This window comes from Pseudoalteromonas sp. 0303 (assembly GCF_013349995.1).
Taxonomy (GTDB): Bacteria; Pseudomonadota; Gammaproteobacteria; order Enterobacterales; family Alteromonadaceae; genus Pseudoalteromonas.
This window is the reverse complement of sequence record NZ_JABVXF010000002.1, coordinates 23,602-45,334: the sequence shown is the minus strand read 5'-3', so window position 1 is coordinate 45,334 and position 21,733 is coordinate 23,602. Positions and strand designations below refer to the sequence as shown.

General features: G+C 42.2%; 13 protein-coding genes and 1 pseudogene. 9 read left to right on the top strand and 5 right to left on the bottom strand.

Features of this window, described 5'->3' with window-relative positions; translation table 11 throughout:
• Positions 1-13 precede the first annotated feature (13 nt).
• Complete coding sequence (locus HUS62_RS02320; protein ID WP_175078421.1) at positions 14-838, top strand: peptidoglycan DD-metalloendopeptidase family protein; 825 nt, start codon at positions 14-16, stop codon at positions 836-838.
• Between the two features lie 60 nt (positions 839-898).
• Complete coding sequence (gene rpoS / locus HUS62_RS02315; protein ID WP_054551147.1) at positions 899-1,882, top strand: RNA polymerase sigma factor RpoS; 984 nt, start codon at positions 899-901, stop codon at positions 1,880-1,882.
• Positions 1,883-1,969: 87 nt separating this feature from the next.
• Here the strand turns inward: rpoS and mutS are convergent, their stop codons facing one another.
• Positions 1,970-4,543 (bottom strand): DNA mismatch repair protein MutS, encoded by a 2,574-nt coding sequence (gene mutS, locus HUS62_RS02310; protein WP_055021014.1) that lies wholly within the window; start codon positions 4,541-4,543, stop codon positions 1,970-1,972.
• A 21-nt stretch (positions 4,544-4,564) separates the two neighbouring features.
• On the opposite strand from mutS, the gene HUS62_RS02305 reads away from it, so the two are divergent.
• From HUS62_RS02305 to HUS62_RS23470, 3 genes and pseudogenes are all read left to right on the top strand, one after another.
• Positions 4,565-5,062, top strand: a complete 498-nt coding sequence (locus HUS62_RS02305) for a nicotinamide-nucleotide amidohydrolase family protein (protein WP_054560895.1) — start codon at positions 4,565-4,567, stop codon at positions 5,060-5,062.
• A gap of 58 nt (positions 5,063-5,120) precedes the next feature.
• Positions 5,121-6,167 carry a recombinase RecA gene (gene recA, locus HUS62_RS02300; RefSeq protein WP_175078420.1) on the top strand — a complete coding sequence of 349 codons (1,047 nt, stop codon included), beginning with the start codon at positions 5,121-5,123 and terminating at the stop codon, positions 6,165-6,167.
• A 104-nt stretch (positions 6,168-6,271) separates the two neighbouring features.
• A pseudogene (locus HUS62_RS23470) lies at positions 6,272-6,388 on the top strand (pentapeptide repeat-containing protein); the annotation flags it as partial.
• A gap of 67 nt (positions 6,389-6,455) precedes the next feature.
• Here the strand turns inward: HUS62_RS23470 and HUS62_RS02290 are convergent.
• Entirely contained in the window at positions 6,456-8,579 is a 2,124-nt protein-coding gene (locus HUS62_RS02290; RefSeq protein ID WP_175078419.1) for a TonB-dependent siderophore receptor, read from the bottom strand.
• A 191-nt stretch (positions 8,580-8,770) separates the two neighbouring features.
• The gene (locus tag HUS62_RS02285; protein ID WP_130050708.1) at positions 8,771-9,937 is read right to left on the bottom strand and encodes a DcaP family trimeric outer membrane transporter; all 1,167 of its coding nucleotides are present in this window, start codon (positions 9,935-9,937) and stop codon (positions 8,771-8,773) included.
• Positions 9,938-10,219: 282 nt separating this feature from the next.
• On the opposite strand from HUS62_RS02285, the gene acs reads away from it, so the two are divergent.
• Complete coding sequence (acs, locus tag HUS62_RS02280; RefSeq protein ID WP_175078418.1) at positions 10,220-12,160, top strand: acetate--CoA ligase; 1,941 nt, start codon at positions 10,220-10,222, stop codon at positions 12,158-12,160.
• Between the two features lie 96 nt (positions 12,161-12,256).
• Entirely contained in the window at positions 12,257-12,907 is a 651-nt protein-coding gene (locus tag HUS62_RS02275; RefSeq protein WP_054551155.1) for a response regulator transcription factor, read from the top strand.
• 52 nt (positions 12,908-12,959) lie between these two features.
• On the opposite strand, the gene purU is transcribed toward HUS62_RS02275, so the two are convergent.
• The gene (gene purU, locus HUS62_RS02270) at positions 12,960-13,790 is read right to left on the bottom strand and encodes a formyltetrahydrofolate deformylase (RefSeq protein ID WP_055021009.1); all 831 of its coding nucleotides are present in this window, start codon (positions 13,788-13,790) and stop codon (positions 12,960-12,962) included.
• A gap of 340 nt (positions 13,791-14,130) precedes the next feature.
• On the opposite strand from purU, the gene HUS62_RS02265 reads away from it, so the two are divergent.
• Positions 14,131-15,492 carry a hypothetical protein gene (locus HUS62_RS02265; protein WP_175078417.1) on the top strand — a complete coding sequence of 454 codons (1,362 nt, stop codon included), beginning with the start codon at positions 14,131-14,133 and terminating at the stop codon, positions 15,490-15,492.
• A gap of 106 nt (positions 15,493-15,598) precedes the next feature.
• Positions 15,599-18,202 (top strand): DUF2339 domain-containing protein, encoded by a 2,604-nt coding sequence (locus HUS62_RS02260; RefSeq protein WP_175078416.1) that lies wholly within the window; start codon positions 15,599-15,601, stop codon positions 18,200-18,202.
• A 36-nt stretch (positions 18,203-18,238) separates the two neighbouring features.
• Here HUS62_RS02260 and HUS62_RS02255 read toward each other — a convergent pair whose 3' ends face one another.
• Complete coding sequence (locus tag HUS62_RS02255) at positions 18,239-21,679, bottom strand: PAS-domain containing protein (protein ID WP_175078415.1); 3,441 nt, start codon at positions 21,677-21,679, stop codon at positions 18,239-18,241.
• Positions 21,680-21,733: the final 54 nt, after the last annotated feature.

Below are 21,733 nucleotides of genomic sequence, written 5' to 3'. Positions count from 1 at the left end.
GGAGCATTTTACGATGAGCAGGCAGTTAACAGTCTATGTTACTTTGTTTCTTAGTATTTTGCTCTTTGGTTGTACTTCTCGCGAAGCACCGGCACCGGTTAGTAGTTTAGATAATAAAGTTAAACCCGCCACACGCAAAGTAAATATCTCTGGCTCAAAATATGTAGTCAAAAAGGGCGATACTTTGTATTCAATTGCTTTTAGCGCTCAGCAAGATTTTCGAACGCTCGCAAAAATAAACGATATTCCAGCACCTTATACCATCTTCCCTGGGCAGAGTATTTCGCTCACAAAATCGGCACAAAAATCAAGAAAGACGAAAAAATATACGAATTCGAGTAAAAAGTCTACTGTTTCTATACAAAAAAATAACAAAAAATTAAAGAAAGAGCTTGGTCAGCCAAAACAACGAGAGTATGTTCAGAAACAAGCCAACAAAATAATTAGTGAAAAAAAGCGTAATTCTAATGCCAAAGTTGTATGGGGCTGGCCTGCAAAAGGTAAAGTCACAAAACGCTTCTCTAATAAAGAGAACGGCTTTAAAGGATTACAGATCACTAATAAACAAGGGGCTTCTGTTTTAGCTGCTGCACATGGAACTGTGGTATACGCGGGCAACGCATTGAGGGGGTACGGTAATTTAATCATATTGAAACACAATGATGATTACCTAAGCGCTTACGCGCACAATTCAAAGTTGCTTGTAAAGGAAAAACAGGAAGTAAAGGCAGGGCAGAAAATAGCAGAAATGGGCAGTTCAGACTCTTCGGTTACGGCTTTGAGATTTGAAATTCGTTATCGGGGTCAAGCAGTCAATCCTGCTAAGTATCTACCTTAGCCATTTAGGGTATTGATAAAGTGATTTAGCTCAATCACATATTTGCTCGGGAGGACGCTTATGGGTCACACAGCAAAACTTGAGAAAAAAACTGACGCGATTGACGATAAATTTGATGACACGGTAGTCGAAGAAGAGTCTTCTGAATTACTTGAAGAAGTCGACAACGAAGATGAAATTTTTGCAAAAGAAGAAGTTGCCAAGAATTTAGATGCTACACAGCTGTATCTTGGTGAGATTGGCTTTTCTCCGCTGCTAAGCGCAGAAGAAGAAGTCTATTTTGCTCGAAAAGCACTGAAAGGCTGTGAAGCCTCTCGCAAGCGAATGATTGAAAGTAATTTACGTTTAGTGGTGAAAATTGCCCGCCGCTACAACAACCGTGGCCTTGCGCTACTAGACCTTATTGAAGAAGGTAATTTAGGCCTTATTAGAGCCGTTGAGAAATTTGACCCAGAACGAGGTTTTCGTTTTTCAACTTATGCAACTTGGTGGATACGTCAGACCATTGAACGTGCCATCATGAACCAAACACGTACGATTCGTTTACCTATCCACGTGGTCAAAGAGCTTAATGTTTATTTAAGAACAGCCCGTGAATTAACTCAGAAACTTGACCATGAACCAACCGCAGAAGAAATTGCAGAGTGCTTAGATAAGCCGGTTGAAGATGTTACTAAGATGCTGCGTTTAAACGAAAAAATCACCTCGGTGGATACACCTATCGGCGGTGAAAATGACAAAGCGTTATTAGATATTATCGCCGATGAAAAAGACTATGGTCCAGAAGGCGAAGTACAAAATAATGACATCAACAAGCATATTGTTGATTGGCTTGGAGAATTAAACCCGAAACAGCGTGAAGTACTTGCTCGTCGTTTTGGTTTACTAGGCTATGAGCCATCAACCCTTGAAGATGTTGGTCGTGAAATAGGCTTAACACGTGAACGTGTAAGACAAATACAAGTGGAAGCATTACGTCGCTTAAAAGACATTTTGCAACACGAAGGGTTAAGTACAGATAGCCTATTCGACCAATTCACCTAATTTGACAACAATACATAGGCCTTCGGGTCTAGAACACACAAAAAAGCTGACGTTTACGTCAGCTTTTTTTATGCCTCTTTTATTGCACTACAGTAAATCTTTTAATTGATACAGTAGTTGGTGTGCTTGTCTTGGCGTTAAGCTATCTGGATCAAGCTGTTTTAAGGTTAATTCAAGCTCAGAAGGCTCATCATCAAAACTTAATGTTTGCTGTTGTTGCTCAATAGGGGCAGTAACAGGTTGATGGTTCTCAAGCATTTTAAGCTTTTGTTTTGCTTGTTGGATCACCGCTTTTGGTACACCCGCTAAGGCAGCAACTTGTAAGCCAAAGCTCTTGCTTGCTGCGCCTTCAAGCACGGTATGCATAAAGGCAATGGTGTCGTTGTGTTCAATGGCATCTAGGTGCACATTAACCAATCCCGTTTTTTGTTCGGCCAGTTCGGTTAACTCAAAATAGTGAGTTGCAAATAAGGTTTTAGCGGCAATTTTTGATGCTAAATAATCAGCCGTTGCATAGGCAAGCGATAAGCCATCATAAGTCGAAGTACCGCGACCAATTTCATCCATCAGTACCAGTGATTGTGCTGTGGCGTTATTTAAAATAGTTGCTGTTTCGGTCATTTCAACCATGAAGGTTGAGCGTCCTGATGCTAGGTCATCACTTGCGCCAATACGCGTAAAAATACGGTCAATATTACCAATTTCTGCGCTATCAGCAGGAACGTAACAACCAATGTGAGCCATTAGAACAATAAGTGCAGTTTGGCGCATATAGGTCGATTTACCACCCATATTTGGACCTGTGATAATCAGCATTTTACGGTCGTTATTAAGCTCCACAGGGTTAGCTATAAACGGGTCTTTCATTACCTGCTCTACTACCGGGTGGCGACCTTGCTTAATACTGATATTATCGTTATCGCACAGAGTTGGCTTAGCATAATTAAGCGCTTGCGCACGTTCGGCTAAATTGTTCAGTACATCTAAATCTGCTAGGACAGCTGCCATTGTTTGTAGCTGCTCAATGTGCGGAGCAATAAACTCAAAGAGTTGCTCGTAAAGCTGTTTTTCAAGCGCTAGCGCTTTTGACTGGCTACCAAGTACTTTATCTTCGTGCTCTTTAAGCTCTGGGATAATATAGCGCTCATTATTTTTTAGCGTTTGGCGGCGAATATAATCCGCAGGAACCAAGTGCGAGTTCGCGCGGCTTACCTCAATAAAAAAGCCATGCACCTTGTTATAGCCAATTTTTAAGGTGCTAATGCCTGTGCGTTCACGCTCACGTTCTTCAAGCTTTTCGAGAATATCGGTTGCACCTTGGCTTAGGGCACGCCATTCATCAAGCTCGCTGTTGTAACCTGGTGCAATAACACCCCCATCACGAATAAGCACCGGTGGGGTTTCGATTACAGCACGCTCTAGTAAGTCTTGTAGTTCAGGTAACTGTTGCGACTTAGCAATAATTTGACTAATACGCGGATCGTTAGCATCCAGTAATAGTTCGTGAAGTGGCGCAAGAGCTTGCAGTGCGCTACGCAGGCGCGTTAAATCACGCGGGCGTGCTGTGCAAAGCGCTAAACGGGCGATAACACGCTCAATGTCGCCAATTTGCTTTAATGACTCTTGTAGCTCACCACATAATTGCGCATCGATAATTGCGCTAATTGCGTTTAGTCGAGAGTTGAGCTCTGTTTTGCTGCGCACAGGGGTATGAATACGACGCTTTAATAAGCGTGAACCCATAGCTGTGGCTGTTTTATCAAGTACTTGCGCAAGCGTGTTTTCGTAACCACCCGATAAATTAACCGTTAGTTCAAGGTTTTTACGAGTTGCTGCATCTAAGATCACCGCGTGTTCGTTTTGTTCAAGGGTGATTGCACGGATATGCGGCAGGGCAATACGCTGAGTGTCTTTTACGTATTGCATTAAGCAGCCTGCAGCGACTAAAGCTGCGTGTGCTTTGTCTACTCCAAAACCAACTAAATCTTTGGTGCCAAATTGGTCGCAAAGTAAATGCTGCGCAGTATCTAGATCAAATTCCCATTCCGGGCGACGACGCGCGCCTTTGATATGTTCAATTAAGTGCACATTTGCAAATGTTTCACTGTAAAGTAGCTCAGCAGGGGCTAAACGCTGTAATGTTGAGCTAAATGCTTCGTCGGTATTAACTTCTAACACATTGAACCGGCCAGAGTTAATATCTAAATAAGCAATACCATATAGGCCTTGTTTGTTTTGCCATACACTGGTTAGCAGGTTGTCTTGGCGTTCTTGTAATAATGCTTCGTCAGAAATTGTGCCCGGTGTAACAATACGTACAACTTTACGCTCAACAGGGCCTTTGCTAGTCGCTGGGTCACCAACTTGTTCACAAATAGCTACTGACTCACCCATTTGTACAAGGCGAGCTAAATAGTTTTCGACTGCGTGATAGGGTACGCCCGCCATTGGAATGGGGTCGCCACCGGCTTTACCTCGATGGGTTTGAGAAATATCAAGAAGTTGCGCTGCACGCTTGGCATCATCAAAGAAAAGTTCGTAAAAGTCGCCCATACGATAAAACAATAAAATATCCCGATGCTCGGCTTTTATTTTTAGATACTGCTGCATCATAGGGGTTTGTTGTTTTATAGTGTGCGGTGCATAAAGATCAAACGACATGTATTTACCCAAAGGCTGAATATGGAATTACATCAAGAGATTAAAACACTTGCTGCGAAATTAGGAGCTATTTTAACGGATAAACGCTTATGGATCACTACCGCAGAATCATGCACTGGTGGTGGAGTGAGTTATGCACTAACCGATACCCCAGGCAGTTCTAATTATATTGACCGAGCGTTTGTCACTTATAGTAACCAAGCAAAACATGAGCTCATTGGCGTTAGCGAGCAGACCTTAAACAGCTTTGGTGCGGTGAGTGAGCAAACCGTTGTTGAAATGGCATCGGGGGCAGCAAAAGCAGCAAATGCAGATATCGCAATAGCTATTTCGGGAATAGCAGGCCCCGGTGGTGGAACACTGGATAAACCTGTGGGATTAGTATGGTTTTGCATTCATTTTGCTGGTCAAAACTACCCAAGTCAGCAAGTTTTTTCTGGCGATCGAGCTGAAGTTAGACTGCAAGCTATTGTTTATTCATTGAAAAATATAATTGAGTTGATAAAATCTGAAAATTAGCTTGATACTGTGATTTCATACAGTATACTGTCTGCATTAGCCGGATTTGGAGAACAGAATGAACGATAACAAACAAAAAGCCTTAGACGCTGCTTTATCACAAATTGAGCGTCAATTTGGTAAAGGCTCAATTATGAAATTGGGCGACAATAAAGCCCTAGATATTGAAGCAATCTCAACAGGTTCACTAGGTATCGATATCGCACTAGGTATTGGTGGTTTACCTACGGGTCGTATTGTTGAAGTGTATGGTCCTGAATCATCAGGTAAAACAACGCTTACTTTACAAGTTATCGCTGAAGCTCAAAAGCAAGGTAAAACGTGTGCATTCGTAGATGCTGAGCACGCTCTAGATCCTGTATACGCACAAAAATTGGGTGTAAACATTGACGACTTACTTGTTTCTCAACCAGATACTGGTGAGCAAGCATTAGAAATTTGTGACATGTTAGTTCGTTCAAGTGCTGTTGATGTTGTGATTGTTGACTCGGTAGCAGCTTTAACACCTAAAGCTGAAATCGAAGGTGACATGGGTGACTCACACATGGGTCTACAAGCTCGTTTAATGTCACAAGCTTTACGTAAGCTTACAGGTAACATCAAGCGTTCAAACACACTATGTATTTTCATCAACCAAATCCGTATGAAAATTGGTGTTATGTTTGGTAACCCTGAAACAACAACAGGTGGTAACGCACTTAAATTCTACTCTTCAGTACGTATCGATATTCGTCGTATTGGTTCTGTGAAAGAAGGCGACGAGGTTGTAGGTAACGAAACCCGCGTTAAAGTTGTTAAGAACAAGGTTGCTCCGCCGTTTAAACAAGCTGAGTTCATCATCATGTATGGTGAAGGTATTTCTAAACAAGGCGAGTTAATTGACCTAGGTGTTAAGCATAAGATTGTTGAAAAATCAGGTGCTTGGTACAGCTACAATGGCAACAAAGTTGGTCAAGGTAAAGCAAACTCAATTAAGTTCTTAAAAGACAACCCAGAGATCGCAGATGAGATCGAAGGTAAGTTACGTGAGATGCTATTACTTCAGGCAACAGAACAACCAGAAGATGGTGAAGATGCTGGCCTATTAGCTGAAGACGAGCTATAAACACCGCAAAAGAGTACAGTTAAGCGTGATTTGACCCGCACTTAACACAAAAAAGACCGCTACACAGTTAGCGGTTTTTTTATGGGTGAAAGTTAGCGAGAGTAAAGTTAGAAAGAGTAAAGTTAGAAAGAGTAAAGTTAGAAAGAGTAAAGTTAGCGAGAGTAAAGTTAGAAAGAGTAAAGTTAGAAAAGGTAAACTTTACTCTTGCAACTCTTTCATGAAAAAGCCGCATATGATGCGGCTTTTCATGTACTTAAAGCTTAAAACTTTCAGCTTCTAGCTCAAAGCTTACAGCTGCCAGTTGAAAGACACTGAGTAGTTACGCGGTGCGCCGTAATAACCTTGAGCCCAGAAAAGACTGTGGATGTACTTTTCGTTGGTCACGTTATTAACGTTCAAGTTAACGCTCATATTGTCGTTAATATCGTACGTTGCCATTAGGTTTAATAGGCCGTACGCATCTTGCGTTGTGGTGATAAGTGCAGTATTCGTAGCCGCATCACGCACTTGTACGCGCTTTGTATCGTCTTGCCAACGATAGTTTAGGCCAAAGGTTAAACCATCAATCTCAGGCACTTTATGAGTTACAGCAAGTTTGAACTGGTTTTCAGGTGTGTAGTCTTTTACTAACTCATCACCATCAATGTTTAGGTTGCTGTAGCTGAAGCTTGCACTTAGTGTTTCGTTGATTTGACCACTAAGTTCTACTTCAATACCATCGCTGTTAATACCATCTGCGCCATAGTAGCGAGTGTCATCAGGTAATGAATCAGGGATAGCAACAGCAAGGCCAACTTGTTTAGCGTCAAAGTAAGCAACTGTTACAAATAAGTCGTCATCAAGTAGCTGTGCTTTCACACCAACTTCGCTGCTTTTACCTGTGATTGGATCTAAGTAATCACCATTGATGTCACGCTCTGTTTGCGGTACGAAGGTTTCTGTGTAGCTTGCGTAAGTTGAGAAGTTTTCGTTGATATCATATACAGCACCGAAGTATGGCACTGTTTGGTCGCTATCTTTGTCTTTTGCAACGCCGTAAGAGGCACCTTCAGTTTCCCAATTTACTTGGCTCACACCTGCTAAAATGCTGAATGCGTCAGTTGCACGAATGCGTGTCGAAATATATGCAGAGCGTTGACGGCTAGTGATATCAGCTCCTGTTAAACCATCAGTAAGTGTTGGTACTGGCGCTACACCGTCCCAACCACCTAGCTCTGGCATTGCAGGGAAACCATTGCCTGTGGTGTAGTCATACAATGATTTATCTTTGTTATCCATATCTGCTTGGTTTACACCAAACGATAGATCATGTTCCATACCAAATAAATCAAATTTACCCGTTGCGTAGATATCTAAAATGTCGTGCTTATCTTTGTGATCATATTCACTGGCATAACCAGTTAGGCCAAGACCTGTTTCTCTATCTGGTGTACCGTAAACATAGAAAAGCTCAGAATCTTGCTCATTTTCTAAGTGCGCGTAGCTTGCTTTTAAGAACCAAGTATTGGTGATTGCTTGCTCAATTGATAAGAACAGCTGCTCAGTTGTGTTATTCCAGTATGACCAATCAGACGCTGTGCTAGTTGAAGCGTCAAAGTTTGTTGCCGAACCATCACTGTAATAGAGCGGTAATGCACCCCAAAGTGGGCTGTCGGCATCTTTCTTTTGATTTACATAGTTTGCAGTGACAACTGTGCTATCAGTTAGCTGGCCTTCGTAGGCTAGATAATAAATAGTTTTATCTTGCTCGTAACGGTCAAGGTATGACTCAGTTTTGTGCTTTGTGAATACAGCACGTACAGCGTGGTTTTCGTTGATAGCAGTTGAAGCGTCAAGCTCTAAACGCTTGTTGTCCCAAGAACCATACGATACAGACGCATTGACTTGCGTTTGATAAGTAGGGCGCTTTAGAACCATGTTGACTGTTGCAGATGGGTTACCAGCACCTGTCATTAAACCATTGGCACCACGTACAATTTCAACACTATCGAAAATAGAAGTATCAAGAGTACCTTGGATTGAACCGTTGTCTTGCGGCATACCCATGCCATTAACTTGGAAGTTGGTGATCTCAAAACCACGAGCTTTAAAATAAGTACGATCAGTTTCGATTTGCTCAACAGTGACACCCGGTGTGCTTTCAAGTACAGCGTTTAAATTATCGAGTGAGAAGTCATCCATTAGCGCACGTGATACAACAGAGATTGACTGTGGTGTTTCTTTAATTGTTAGCCCTAATTTGGTTGCTGACTGTGCTTCTTCAGTGATGTAGTTTTTATGATGCTGGCCATACACGGCAATTTTTTCAATTGCTTGTTCTTCTTTTTGTTGTTCTGCAAAAGCGTGGCCACTTAAAAGTGCTGAGGTCACAAGGCTTAATTGAGATAAGCGCAAAAATTTTGTTGATGACATGCAAAGTTCCAATTAGTTCAATGAATAGTGAAATTAATGCGTAATTTAATCTAAATGAAAATAATTTACAATTAGGTCTTGCTGTTTTGGTGAGTAATTGTTTGCAAAAAGTTTAAAGGGCACAGAAATATAAAAAGGAGATATAAAAAAAGCGGCCGAAGCCGCTTCAGGAAGTAAAATAAGTTTAAATCTTAAAATACGTATTTTGCAGAGAACTGCAGACGGTCCATATCGCCGTCAGCACCGCTTTCTAGTTCACGCTCAGCATGTTTAAACTCAACACCAAATGTAAGCTTTTTAACAGGCGAATATAAAAGGTTGGCACTATAACTTTGGCTCATTTCTGTAGGGTCGCCAGTCACAGCAAGTAAATCTGTGTTGTTATCTGCTGAAAAGAATGAATAAAGGAAAGTTGAGCGCCATTGGCTGTTCCAGTGTTGTTGATAGGCAATGAAACCTGATGTCGAATCAATTGCATCTAAATCATCACCATCAAGCACAGCACCATTTGCTACGTTTAAACCAATGTAGCGGCCTAAACCTGAGCCTTGAGTTAGCATAAATTTAAGGTTGTTTTGGCCAAAATTTACTTTACCTGAGGCGCTGATACCGAACGATGATGTATCTGCATCAATGCCATTTTGTTTATAAGTTAACTGGCGAGCAAGACCGGTAAATACTAATTCACCCCAGTCAGCTTTATGTGCGTAACGTGCTGTAAAGTCAGGCATTGATGCATCATCAGTAGCTACACGTGCGCCGCCAACTGTGACAGTGCTCTCTGGGTTTTCGATAGAGAATGACCAATTACCGGTAGTGTAACGTGCCTGTGCTTGACGTACGAACACAGTACCTTCTGCAGGACCAACGAAGTCGAGTGTTTCTGGTAATGCACCTACGTTTTGAAAGTTTGACCAAGCTTGACCAAATAACCAACCATCATAAGTCACAAATGCTTGACGAATACGAGGCGCGTAAGAGTTACTAACACGTTCGTTACCGCCTGGCGCTGAAGCAATAAAGTCTATTTCAATTTTAGTTTTGATGGTTTTACCATCGTCTAATTTTGTTGCTGTACCTAGGTTAAAGCGAGATTGGCGTGCATGCATGTCAAATACTGCATCGCTGTCGCTGTCTGCGCCTACCGGTGTTGTACCTGGTACATAGAAGTCACGGCCAATGCTGCCGCCAGCTGGTACGCCTGCAGAGTAATCACTCCACATAGCATCAAGTTTTACATAGCCACCATAAGAGACGTCTGTGTTACCAATGGTTGCGGCGTTAGCAGTACCTGCAAGTGCACATAAAACAGCCGAAGCTGTGAGTGTTTTTAATGCGGTTACTTTTGTTGTTGTCATAATGTGTATTCCTGTCGAAGCTACTTGTTGATTGCATTAATGTTGTTGTATCACTGTTGTTTAAGAAATGACTTCTCTCAATTATCTATTGGTCTATTAGACTAAGGTGGAATGGGTAGTTAAATCGCATCCAACCTAACATTGGACTAGATTATAGAAGGCAATTTTAAAGTTTTTTGTTAAATGACAAGATATACAACTAAGGTCTAATACTTTCAGGGGCTTTGCTGAGTGATCCTTGAAGCAGGCCGTAGGCAAGTAATTAAAATGGAGACGACAACAATGTCAGAAAGTATCTATCCAGTACCAGCGCATATCAAGAATGCAGCACTAGTTGATAACGATAAATATAATACACTGTACAAGCAATCTATTGATGACCCTGAAGGATTTTGGCGAGAGCACGGTAAACGCCTTGATTGGTCAACTCCTTATAACAAAGTAAAGAACACCTCATTCGACAAAGGCCACATCAGCATTCGCTGGTATGAAGACGGCCAACTTAACGCATCTTACAACTGTATTGATCGCCACCTTGCCACTAAAGCCGATAAAACAGCTCTTATTTGGGAAGGCGATAACCCTGAACACAACGAAAATATTAGCTACCAACAGCTTCACGACGAAGTAGCTAAGCTAGCCAACGGCCTTAAAAAATTAGGTGTATCAAAAGGTGACCGTGTTGCTATTTATATGCCAATGACACCGCAGGCTATTTACGCTATGCAAGCGTGTGCGCGTATTGGTGCTATTCACTCTGTAGTATTTGGTGGTTTCTCTCCATCAGCGATTGCTGACCGAATTAATGACTCAGGCGCTAAAGTGGTAATTACTTCAGACGAAGGTCGCCGTGCTGGCAACTGCGTACCACTTAAAGCAAATGTTGATGAAGCGGTATCACAAGACTCAGTAACCACAGTTGAGCACGTTATTGTTCATCAGCTAACGGGTGGTGAAGTTGAGTGGAATAGTCATGATGTTTGGTGGCATGAGCTTGTCGCTGACTTACCAGCCGAGTGCGAACCAGAGCCAATGAATGCAGAAGATCCGCTTTTCATTCTTTATACTTCAGGTTCAACGGGTCAACCAAAAGGTGTGGTTCATACTACCGGTGGTTACCTTGTTTATGCATCTATGACACATGAATATGTGTTTGATCTTAAAGAAGACGATATTTTCTGGTGTAGTGCCGATGTGGGCTGGATCACTGGTCACAGCTACATTGCTTATGGCCCATTAGTGAATGGCTGCACGCAAGTCGTATTTGAAGGTGTACCAACTTACCCAACAGCGGGCCGTATGGGTGAAGTAATTGATAAGCACAACGTGACTATTCTTTACACAGCACCAACTGCTATTCGTGCTCTAATGGCGAAAGGCGATGAGCCAACAGCGACTTCAACTCGTAAAAGTCTTCGTGTTATGGGTTCTGTAGGTGAGCCAATTAACCCAGAAGCGTGGGCATGGTATTACGAACATATTGGTAACGAAAACTGCCCAATCGTAGATACTTGGTGGCAAACAGAGACTGGCGGCATCATGATCACACCATTACCAGGTGCGACAGATATGAAGCCAGGCTCAGCAACACGTCCATTCTTTGGTATTGCACCAGCACTATTTGATGCTGAGGGTAATACACTAGAAGGTGCGGTTGACGGTAACCTTGTTATTTTAGATAGCTGGCCATCACAAGCACGAACAGTTTATGGAGACCATGAACGCTTTGAACAAACCTATTTCTCAGCATACCCAGGCGTGTACTTCACAGGTGATGGTTGTCGTCGTGATGAAGATGGCTACTACTGGATCACAGGCCGTGTAGATGACGTACTTAACGTATCAGGTCACCGCCTAGGTACTGCAGAAATCGAAAGTGCATTGGTTGCTCACGAAGCAGTAGCAGAAGCTGCAGTCGTAGGTTACCCACATGATATTAAAGGTCAGGGCATCTATGTTTACATCACTCCAAATGAGGGGATTGTAGTAAGCGATGAACTAACAAAAGAGGTACGTAACTGGGTTCGTAAAGAATTAAGCCCAATTGCTTCACCTGATATGATCCAATGGTCTCCAGGTTTACCGAAAACTCGTTCTGGTAAGATCATGCGTCGAATTTTACGTAAAATTGCGGCAAATGAGCACCAACAGCTTGGAGATACTTCTACACTAGCCGATCCGAGCGTTGTTGATGAGCTAATCGAAAACCGATTAAATCGTTAAAATCGCGTTAAAAACTTGATTAGAAGTTGATTCTAAACGTAGTATATCGGCTGTCACTTAGAAATAGGTGTCAGCCGAATTTATTAGGAGTGAACCATGAGTCAGTTTTTAATAGCGGACGATCATCCGTTATTTCGTGAAGCGCTGAAAGGGGCATTGAGTGCTAAGTTCGCTGATTTAGAAGTGTTTGAATCGGAAAACTTTGATACCACCTTGCAGGTGCTGAGCGAACAAGAAGATCTTGATATCTTACTACTAGACCTTCACATGCCAGGCAATGGCGATTTATACGGCCTTATTCGCATTCGCGAAGACTATCCAAGCTTACCAATAGCTGTTGTTTCTGGCAGCGAAGACATCAATGTAGTTTCTAAAGTAATGGGTTATGGTGCGATGGGATTTATTCCTAAATCATCTTCATCAGATGATATTGCGCTGGCAATTAACCACATTCTTGAAGGCGATGTTTGGCTTCCACTTGAGCTTAAAGATAAGGTGGCTGCCGTAGATGGCGAAGACAAGGAAATTGCAGCGCAAGTGGCTTCACTGACGCCGCAGCAATACAAGGTGTTGCAATACTTGCACGAAGGCTTGCTAAACAAACAGATTGCTTACGAGTTACATATTTCTGAAGCAACAGTCAAAGCACACATTACAGCAATTTTTAGAAAGCTAGGTGTGTATAACCGTACTCAAGCGGTATTAATTGCCTCTAAGTTACAATTAGAGCCTATTGAGTCGGCATAACAAACGATAATAAAAACAATAAAGAGGCCACTCAGCCTCTTCATTTTATTGCCTAAGCGAACACCACGGTTCGATTTCCATTGATAAACAGTTTATGTTCAGATGCGAGTTGCAACGCTTTGCAGAACACTGTTTTCTCTACATCTTTACCCATTTTTGCCATCATCTCTGCGGTATCAGCATGACTGACATGCGTCACATCTTGTAAAATAATTGGCCCTTCATCGAGCTCATTATTAACAAAGTGAGCGGTCGCACCAATAATTTTTACACCGCGCTCAAATGCCTGATGGTAAGGCTTCGCACCAATAAAGGCAGGCAAAAATGAATGGTGAATATTAATAATCTTACCTTCAAAGCGCGCCACAAATTCAGGGCTTAAAATACGCATATATTTAGCAAGGCCGATGATATCAGGCTGATAGCTGGCTATTAAATCACCGACTTGTTGATCATGCTCTGCACGGCTTAAACCCTCGTGCGATACCACATGAAATGGCACACCAAAGCCTGCAGCCAGTGGCGCTAAGTCGGCGTAGTTGGCAATCACAGCCAGTACTTCGATGTTTAAGGCTTTTTCGAATTGCTTTAGTAATACCCCACCTAAACAGTGCGCTTCTTTGGTGGCAAGCAATACCACTTTCGTTTTTTCGCTGCTGTGCAGGGCAAGCTCTGCGCCATCAGGAAGTAGCTCAGCAAGACTTGGTAAAAAGTCATCTGAAATAACGCCGCTTAACTCTGTACGCATAAAAAAGCGTTTAGCGTCTTTATCTACAAATTCGTTATTACGTGTAATGTTTAAATTATGCTGATGACAAAGGCCGGTGATCTTGGCAATTAGACCAACATCATCATCGCATTGTGTGGTTAAAATCGTGTTCATAGTCCTCATTCTAATCCCGTGTGTGTGAACACCATTATTTGCTAATTTTTTTGTGCTGCATAGCGCAAATTTAACTATCTAATAATTTATCTGATTTGATTGCATAAGCGCCTAAAATGTAATCATTATTTACTTTTCGTGTAAAAGTAAGCTGCTTTCACTATAAATGTGATTTTCTGTCCATAATTATGATTAATTAAGTGCTTTTCTACATCATTTTCTACACTTTTTAACCTTATCGTAAGTAACTGTAAGTGAAGGTAATAGTTTGTAAAACATAGAATTTTTTCACACTATTCGAGTCAGAATGGGGTATTACAAACAATAAGGAAAAAATTCCATGAAAAGCACTCTGCTTAAAACAATTGTTGCCTCAAGTTTGCTTTCGGTACTGGCTGCCTGTTCAAGCGATGACAGCAGCAGTAGCAACAGTGGCTATGTGCAACTGTACAATGGCTCTTACAACAGCCCATACACACGTTTATTTGTTGATGACACTGAACGTTCGGGCGCAGATTTTGGTGATGTATCAACTCGTCATAACTACAGTTCGGGGGAGTATGAACTCAGTTTTGAATATGTTGATGCCAATGATAGTTATATCACCATCGATGAAGAAACCATCAAAATTAAAAATGATCAAACTCAGTTGCTAGTAATGAACGGTGATTTTGCTGAACCAATTTTTACTGAGCTCAGTGTGCCGACGTCAAGCGATGAAGATGAATTCAATGTTGGCTTTTTTAATATCGTTGGTGAAGATAACCTTTACGATGTATACGTTGCTACTGACGACGGGTTGTTTGATACCGCTGAGTTATTAATGACTTCGCAATACCTCGTTGAGCCAGAATTAGCGACGCTTGAGGAAGGTTATTACACTATTTATATTACTGCTAGCGGCAGCACTGATGTGATTTTTGAATCACCAACCGTGTACTTTAATGATGAAGCAACGTACATGGCGATGATCCGTCCAAGTTATGCAACAGAGGAAGATGGCATTACGCTTGATGTTGTGACGGCTAGTAGCTCAGTAACACAACTAAACCACCAAGACGCGCAAGGTCAGCTGCGTTTTATCAATACTATTGATGATTACACACAAACCCAGTTTAAAGTAACCCGAGGCACAACGGCGACTAACACCGAAGTTGTTAGCAACGATAGTTACTCTGAATACATGAGCATGTCGCCAAATAGTTACAGCGTCGCCATGTTAGATGAAGCGGGTGACACGATTGTAGATAACTTCTTAATGACATTAGAACGTGAGCAAAGTGCGGTTGGTCTTTTCTACAATGACAAAGATTACGGGCCTCGTATGATGACCATTGAAGAAAACCTAACTCCAAGCAGCTACAGCCACGCAGTTACTGTGGTTAACTTAATTGATAGTTATGCAGGGCAAGAGATTGACGAAGTTGATGTGTACTTCACCCTCAATGGTGAAACGGTTGAAGATACTAGCAATGTTGTAGAAGGGTTAGATCAATACGACCAACAAGAGCAGGTGGTTGATAACGAAGTTTATACAACTTATGTGGTGTTTGAAGATAACGGTCAACAGATTGTGTTATTACAACAAAGCGATATGGATTTTACTGAAGAAGGTAACTATATCTTGGTGATTGAACACGATGAAACCACAGACTCAGGTTTTAAAATGACCTTAGAGCGTACGGTGACTGAACAGTCTTAACCGGCTAAAACGCAATATCGTTGTTTATTTACTCTTGCTAAGTGTTTATTGTATAAACAATTAAGGCTTTTTGCTTTTTTGTTTAAAGCGTACACAAGGAGAGGATATGGACGGCGGTATTGCGTTACTAATATTACTAGCACTAGTTGTTGTAGGTGGCTCAATTGCGGGTATTTTTGCCTTTTTTCAACTCTCTAGTTTAAAGCGAGAGGTAGCTGCTCTTCGAGTCAAACTTAACGCGACATATACCCAACATCCACAAACAAATACTGCAAACCAGTTTGATAATTCAAACGAAGATCTGACTGACACAGCAAAATTTGAACCAGAGCCTGTAATCATTAGTAAGCCGATTGAGGCTATCCCTAAAAAGCCCGAGCAAACAAAACCCAAGCCTGCGACTTTAAATCCGCTAGTAAGCCAACTCGTTACACAAATCAAAGCCAATTGGTTAACTTGGGTAGGAGCGGTTGCACTTGCCTTTGGCGGTATCTTTTTAGCCCGCTATTCACTGGAGGCAGGCTTATTATCTGAAACCATGCGACTCACGCTTGGCGCTATTTTTGGTTTGAGCTTAATTGTTGCGGCTGAGGTTTTACATCGTAAAGGTATTATCTTTGATGGGTTTAGCAACTATATTCCCGCGGCGCTGGCAAGTGGCGGCTTTATTAGTTGTTTTGCATTGACTTTGCTGGCCTACAGCCATTATGGCTTACTGCAAGCTTTACCTGCATTTAGCATTTTAACCTTAGTTTCTGTAGCAGCAAGCTGGATGGCTCTACGTTTTGGTCCTGTGCTAGCAGTCATTGGCATTATTGGCGCCTACAGCGTGCCGGTTTGGGTTAATACCGGGAGCAATGACTTTATAGCACTGCTAACTTATGTTGCGTTTGTTAGTGTATCGGCTTCGCTAGTTGCTCATTACGTAAAACGGCATTGGTTGTGGTATCTGTTATGGGCGGGTCATTTAGGCTGGTATTACCTAGTTGCAATGAGTGCAGCTAAAAACCTGCATTGGTTTATTAATCTTTATGCTCTATTTAGCATCGTATTGTTAATTGCGATTCCGCGCCTAGGGCTGAGTATTAAACAAATAGAATACCGTCCACATCGCTTTAAAACACTACTTAAGCAACTGCCCGACAACCCTCTGTTGATAGCTGTTGTCGTGCCACTTTATCTTTTACTCATGAGCAGTAACCAACTGCTTACTTGGCAGCTTAGTATGTTGTCGTTAGTGGCTTTACTGCTTCTTTTGGTATTAAAAAACAGTGCATGGGATCACTGGCTGATACTAGCTGTTGTGAGTGTAATGTGTTTGCTCACAGGGCAATACAATGCTGTTGATTACTCTGAGCAACTTTTTGTATTTCGGCAAAATTACGGAGCAGGGCTGTTTTTTATTGCTTTGTTTGCGGGTTATGGGTTTTTGTTTGGTCGTAAATACCCCAAACGCTTAGGTTTTGCTCTAACCGCTTCACTTTCAAGTTTTGTGATTATTAGTTGCTTATATGTCATCACTCCCGATCATGCCTTGATGACGGCGTATCCGGTTTGGTGCTTTGTATTACTGGCACTGTCTGCTGGGTTATTTAAGTTATCACTTAATAGCACAAATCCAATGCGGGTATTTATTTACTGGCTTGGCGGTAATGCCAATATTAGCTTAGCGCTAACCATGCTCCTTGAAGGCAGCAGCTTGACCTTAGCGCTTGCTGTGCAGGTGTTGTTGATCAGTTTTTATGTCAATAAACAGTCACTCAGCATACCTACTTGGCCGCTTAAGGGCTTAGTTGGCGCTTTACTAGTTAGGTTAAGCTTTGCACCTTGGTCAGCTGATTACAGTGGTGCGTTGCTGCTCGGTGTGCACTGGAGTTTGGTTGTATACCCAGTATGCGCTTGCTTATTTTACTTTGCAGCGAGGCACTGGCAGCAGCAATCTGTTCGGGTGTGGCTAGAAGGTGCAACGCTTCATTGTATTGCTTTATTTATTACCACAGAGACGAGCTATCAGTTGGTGGGGCACTACCCAGACTTTGAGAACTTGTCTGTGTATGAGCATATTTTATTAACCTGTAACTGGGGTATATTAGGTTGTGTTTATTTACTGCGTTCACGCTTTACTGCGCAATTGGCAAAACTCTATCAAGTAGCAGGTTTTGCGTTATTAACACTGAGTGGCTTACTAATACTGAAAAGCTTTACTGCTGTAAATCCGTTTTTTGAGCCGATAAATATAGGCAGTTGGCCGATTATTAACTGGTTACTATTACTTTGGTTAGTCCCCGCCTGTATTGCAATTTGGGCAAGCCAACTGACTAAATCTCAGCACTATTTACAAAAGCTGTTTACAGCACTTGCAGGTGTGATGAGTGTTTTATATATCAATGCGGAAATTCGCCATAACTGGCAAGGTGAGTTTATAAATATTGCTTTGCCAACCTCAGATGCCGAGCTTTACAGTTATTCTTTAGTTTGGCTTGTTATCGGTGCCTTGGTGGTTGTGGTGGGGCAGTTAAGAACCATTACGGTATTACAAAAGCTCGGCTTTGGCTTATTGGCGCTGGTGGTGTTAAAAGTGTTCTTGATTGATATGGCAAACTTAACCGGGTTGCTGCGGGCTATTTCGTTTATCGGCTTAGGCTTGTCGTTAGTGGCGCTTAGTTGGTTGTTCCAAAAATTTAAGGCAAAGCCTACTGCTTTGCCTTAAATCGGTGTTGTTAAATACGTTGGTTAAGCACTATTGTTAAGTACTGTGATTAAGCAGTGCTTTGAGTTTTGCGGGCTTAACGGGTTTACTAAGGTAATGAATTTGTTCTTCTTTGGTTTGCTGTTTTAGGGCTTCATCACGCACCGCTGTGATTAAAATGGCAGGCACTGGACTTTGCCAAATTTCTCTTAGGGTTTTAATAAGGGTTATGCCATCGCAATCATGACCCAGCTGGTAATCCATTAAGATCACATCGGGCGCTCGGTGCTCTTTGGCATAGGCCATCACGGTTTCAACTTGATCAAAGAGCTGATAATTTGCCTGCCACTTTTGCAATAGGCTTGCCATGGCATTAAGGTTTTCAGGGTCATCATCCACTGCAATAATGTTCATCGCACTGCGGTTCTCAACCCCTTTTTTAGGCGTATCTTTTTGTTGAATAAATTGGCTTTCACCATAAGGTACTTCAATACTAAAGCGGCTACCTTTGCCAGGCGTTGAACTGACATCTAAACGTAAAGAGAGTAAGTCGGCCATTCGTTTTACAACTCCTAAGCCAAGGCCAACCCCTTTGTTATCTCCCGCTTCAATACGGTAAAAGTCATTGAAGATTTTCGCTTGCTCTACTTCTGTAATGCCGGGGCCTGTGTCCCATACTTCAATCCGTAAATGATGTTTGCGTTTGCGACAAGCAATTAAAACTCGGCCACTATCGGTGTATTTAACCGCATTTGACACCAAGTTTTGAATAATTCGTCGTAAATAAGTGATATCACTGTGAACGATAACTCCTTTTGAACGTACCGTCAGTTTTAAGCCTTTTTCGCTCGACATAATGGCGTATTCATTTTTCAGCGGGGCAAGTATATCATCAATACTAAAGTGACGCGGAGTAGGGGTCATTGCTCCTTGTTCGAGCTTGGCAATTTCTAACAGCGCCGACATCAAATGCACCGTTGAATCTAAGCTTGCACCCAGCTTTTCAAAGTTATTTAAGTTGTTGCTCGAAAGGGTTTTATCATCAATAGCAGCAAGGTACAGGCGCGCCGCATTCAGCGGTTGTAAAATATCATGGCTAGCCAAGGCTAAAAATCGCGTTTTACTGTCATTAGCTTGTTCTGCCTCTTTTTTAGCTAAAGTAAGTGCTTGCTCAGTTTGTACTCGGCTATCGATTTGTGCTTGTAAATCTTTATTGATAGTACGGATTTCTTGAGTACGCGCTTCAATACGGTTTTCAAGATCCATGTTTACTTCTTCAAGCGCATTTTGCGTTTCGATATGCGTGGTAATATCAGAGAAACTTGTCACAAAGCCGCCATCAGGCAGTGGGTTACCAATCATTTCGAACACTTGGCCATTACGGCGGTGACGAATAAAGTGATGGGGCGTGCCGTTTTTAAGATGCTGCACGCGCTTTTCTACATGGCGTTCAACTTCACCGGGGCCACATTCACCGCGCTCGGCATTGTATCTAAGCACATCTTCAATTGGTTGGCCTACTTCGAGAAAGTCATCTGGGTAAGCAAACATTTCTGCGTAGCGCTTATTCCACGCCACTAAATTAAGTTCTTTATCAACAACCGAAATACCATGGCTGAGGTTTTCGAGAGAGGTAAATAATAAGTTTTGATTAAATTGCAGGGCTTGTGTGGTTTCATCAAAAAAGTTAACCACTTCTTCAAAGGCCATACGTTTACCAGAAGCAACCGTGTGGATCAGCGCTTGTGCTGAAGAGGCGCCAAGTACACCGGTTAAGGCGCGCTCACAATAAGCAATAAACTCAGGTTCTGGGTGCGCGTTGTTGTCATCTAAGTTATGCGACAACGCAAAGTGAGCCAGCACTTGCTGCGAGCGCTGCACACCTAAGAAGGTTTGTAGCAGTACTTTAAAGTCGTAAACAGTGGCTTTTACGTTTTTATTTAAACGTCTGGCGAATACCGCTTGCTCTTTTGGATTTACAAAAGCAGCTGCTTGAATTTTATCAATTAAACGCTCATCTGCACCGAGCGAAAAACTTATGTAACAGCCAATATTGGCAAATAAGGCGATTAGGGTGCCACGAGTAATAAGTGTTTGTTGCAGCTCTGCGTTTAAGGTATTGCCTGCATCTAAAATAGGCAGCATTAAGAACAAAACCCAGCAAATAAAGCCTGCTAATAACCCAGCATAAACACCATAAGCATGGCCTTTTCGCCAGTATAAGCCGCCAACAATAGCTGGGAGTAATTGCGATACCAAAGAAAAGGCCACTAAACCCATACTAGCCAGCGCTTTACCATGGCCAAACCATTGCTGGTAGAAATACGACAAAATCAAAATGCCAGCAATTGTGAAGCGTCTCACTAACAGGATTTGCGACTTATAGCTGCTAGTAATGAGGTTACGTTTAAACTTACGACGCAGCATTAACGGCAACACTACATCGTTTGAAATCATGGTACTGAGCGTGAGTGTGGCTACAACAATCATCGCCGTAGCCGCTGATAGACCGCCGATAAATACAAAGGTCGTTAAAAAGGCGTTTTCGTGCATCAGCGGTAGGGCTAATACAAAACTATCTGGTGAGAAGCCACTGCCAATGCCTGGGTGAATAGCTGCCGTTGCAATAGGGAAAATCATTGCAGCAGTTAGTAACAAATACAGGGGGAATGCCCAGCGGGCTGTATAAAGGTGGCGTTTATCTTGGTTATCGACCACAGTTACGTGGAATTGCCTTGGCAAACAGATAATCGCCGCTGCGGCCATTAATGACTGGCCGATAAAGTTAAAGCTAAAAAAGTCGAAGTTCTGCCAATGTTGCCAAATTGAGCCCGTTAGCTGCTCGGTCTGCACCGTAGTTAAATTAAATAATGTGTATAAAGCAAGCCCAGCAACGGCCACCAAAGCTAATAACTTAATCATAGATTCAAAGGCGACAGCGAGCATTAGCCCTGAGCGATATTCGGTTACATCGACTTTACGAGTACCAAAGAATATCGCAAACATCGCCATAATGAGTGTTGCCGAAAGGGCCAGCACAGAGCCAGAAATACGATCGTCGTTTTGCAGCAGTAAGAAGCTGCTACTCAGTGCTTTTAATTGCAGAGCGATATACGGAATCGTCGCCAATAAAGCGATAATTGTCACCATAATGGCGGTGGTTTGCCGTTTACCATAGCGAGCTGAAATAAAGTCGGCGATGGTAGTAATATTTTGTTTTTTACTGACCAGTACTAATTTGCGTAAAAACCCTTGGCCAAAGAAAAAAAGCAACGCAGGGCCGATTAAAATAGGTAAGTAATTCCAACTGCTGGTGGCTGCTGTACCAACTGAACCGTAGTAGGTCCAAGACGTACAGTAAATCCCTAATGAAAAAGAATAAACAAATGGGTGGTGACTAATTCTTTTAGCAAGAGGAGTGGTTTTGTCTCCCCAATTTGCCAACCAAAACAACACGCCAATATAGGCGAGTGCAACAAATAAAAGCGCAGCTGTCATGTTTAAATTCAGTAATTATTGTAATAACACTACCTTACCAGAATTATGCGCGAT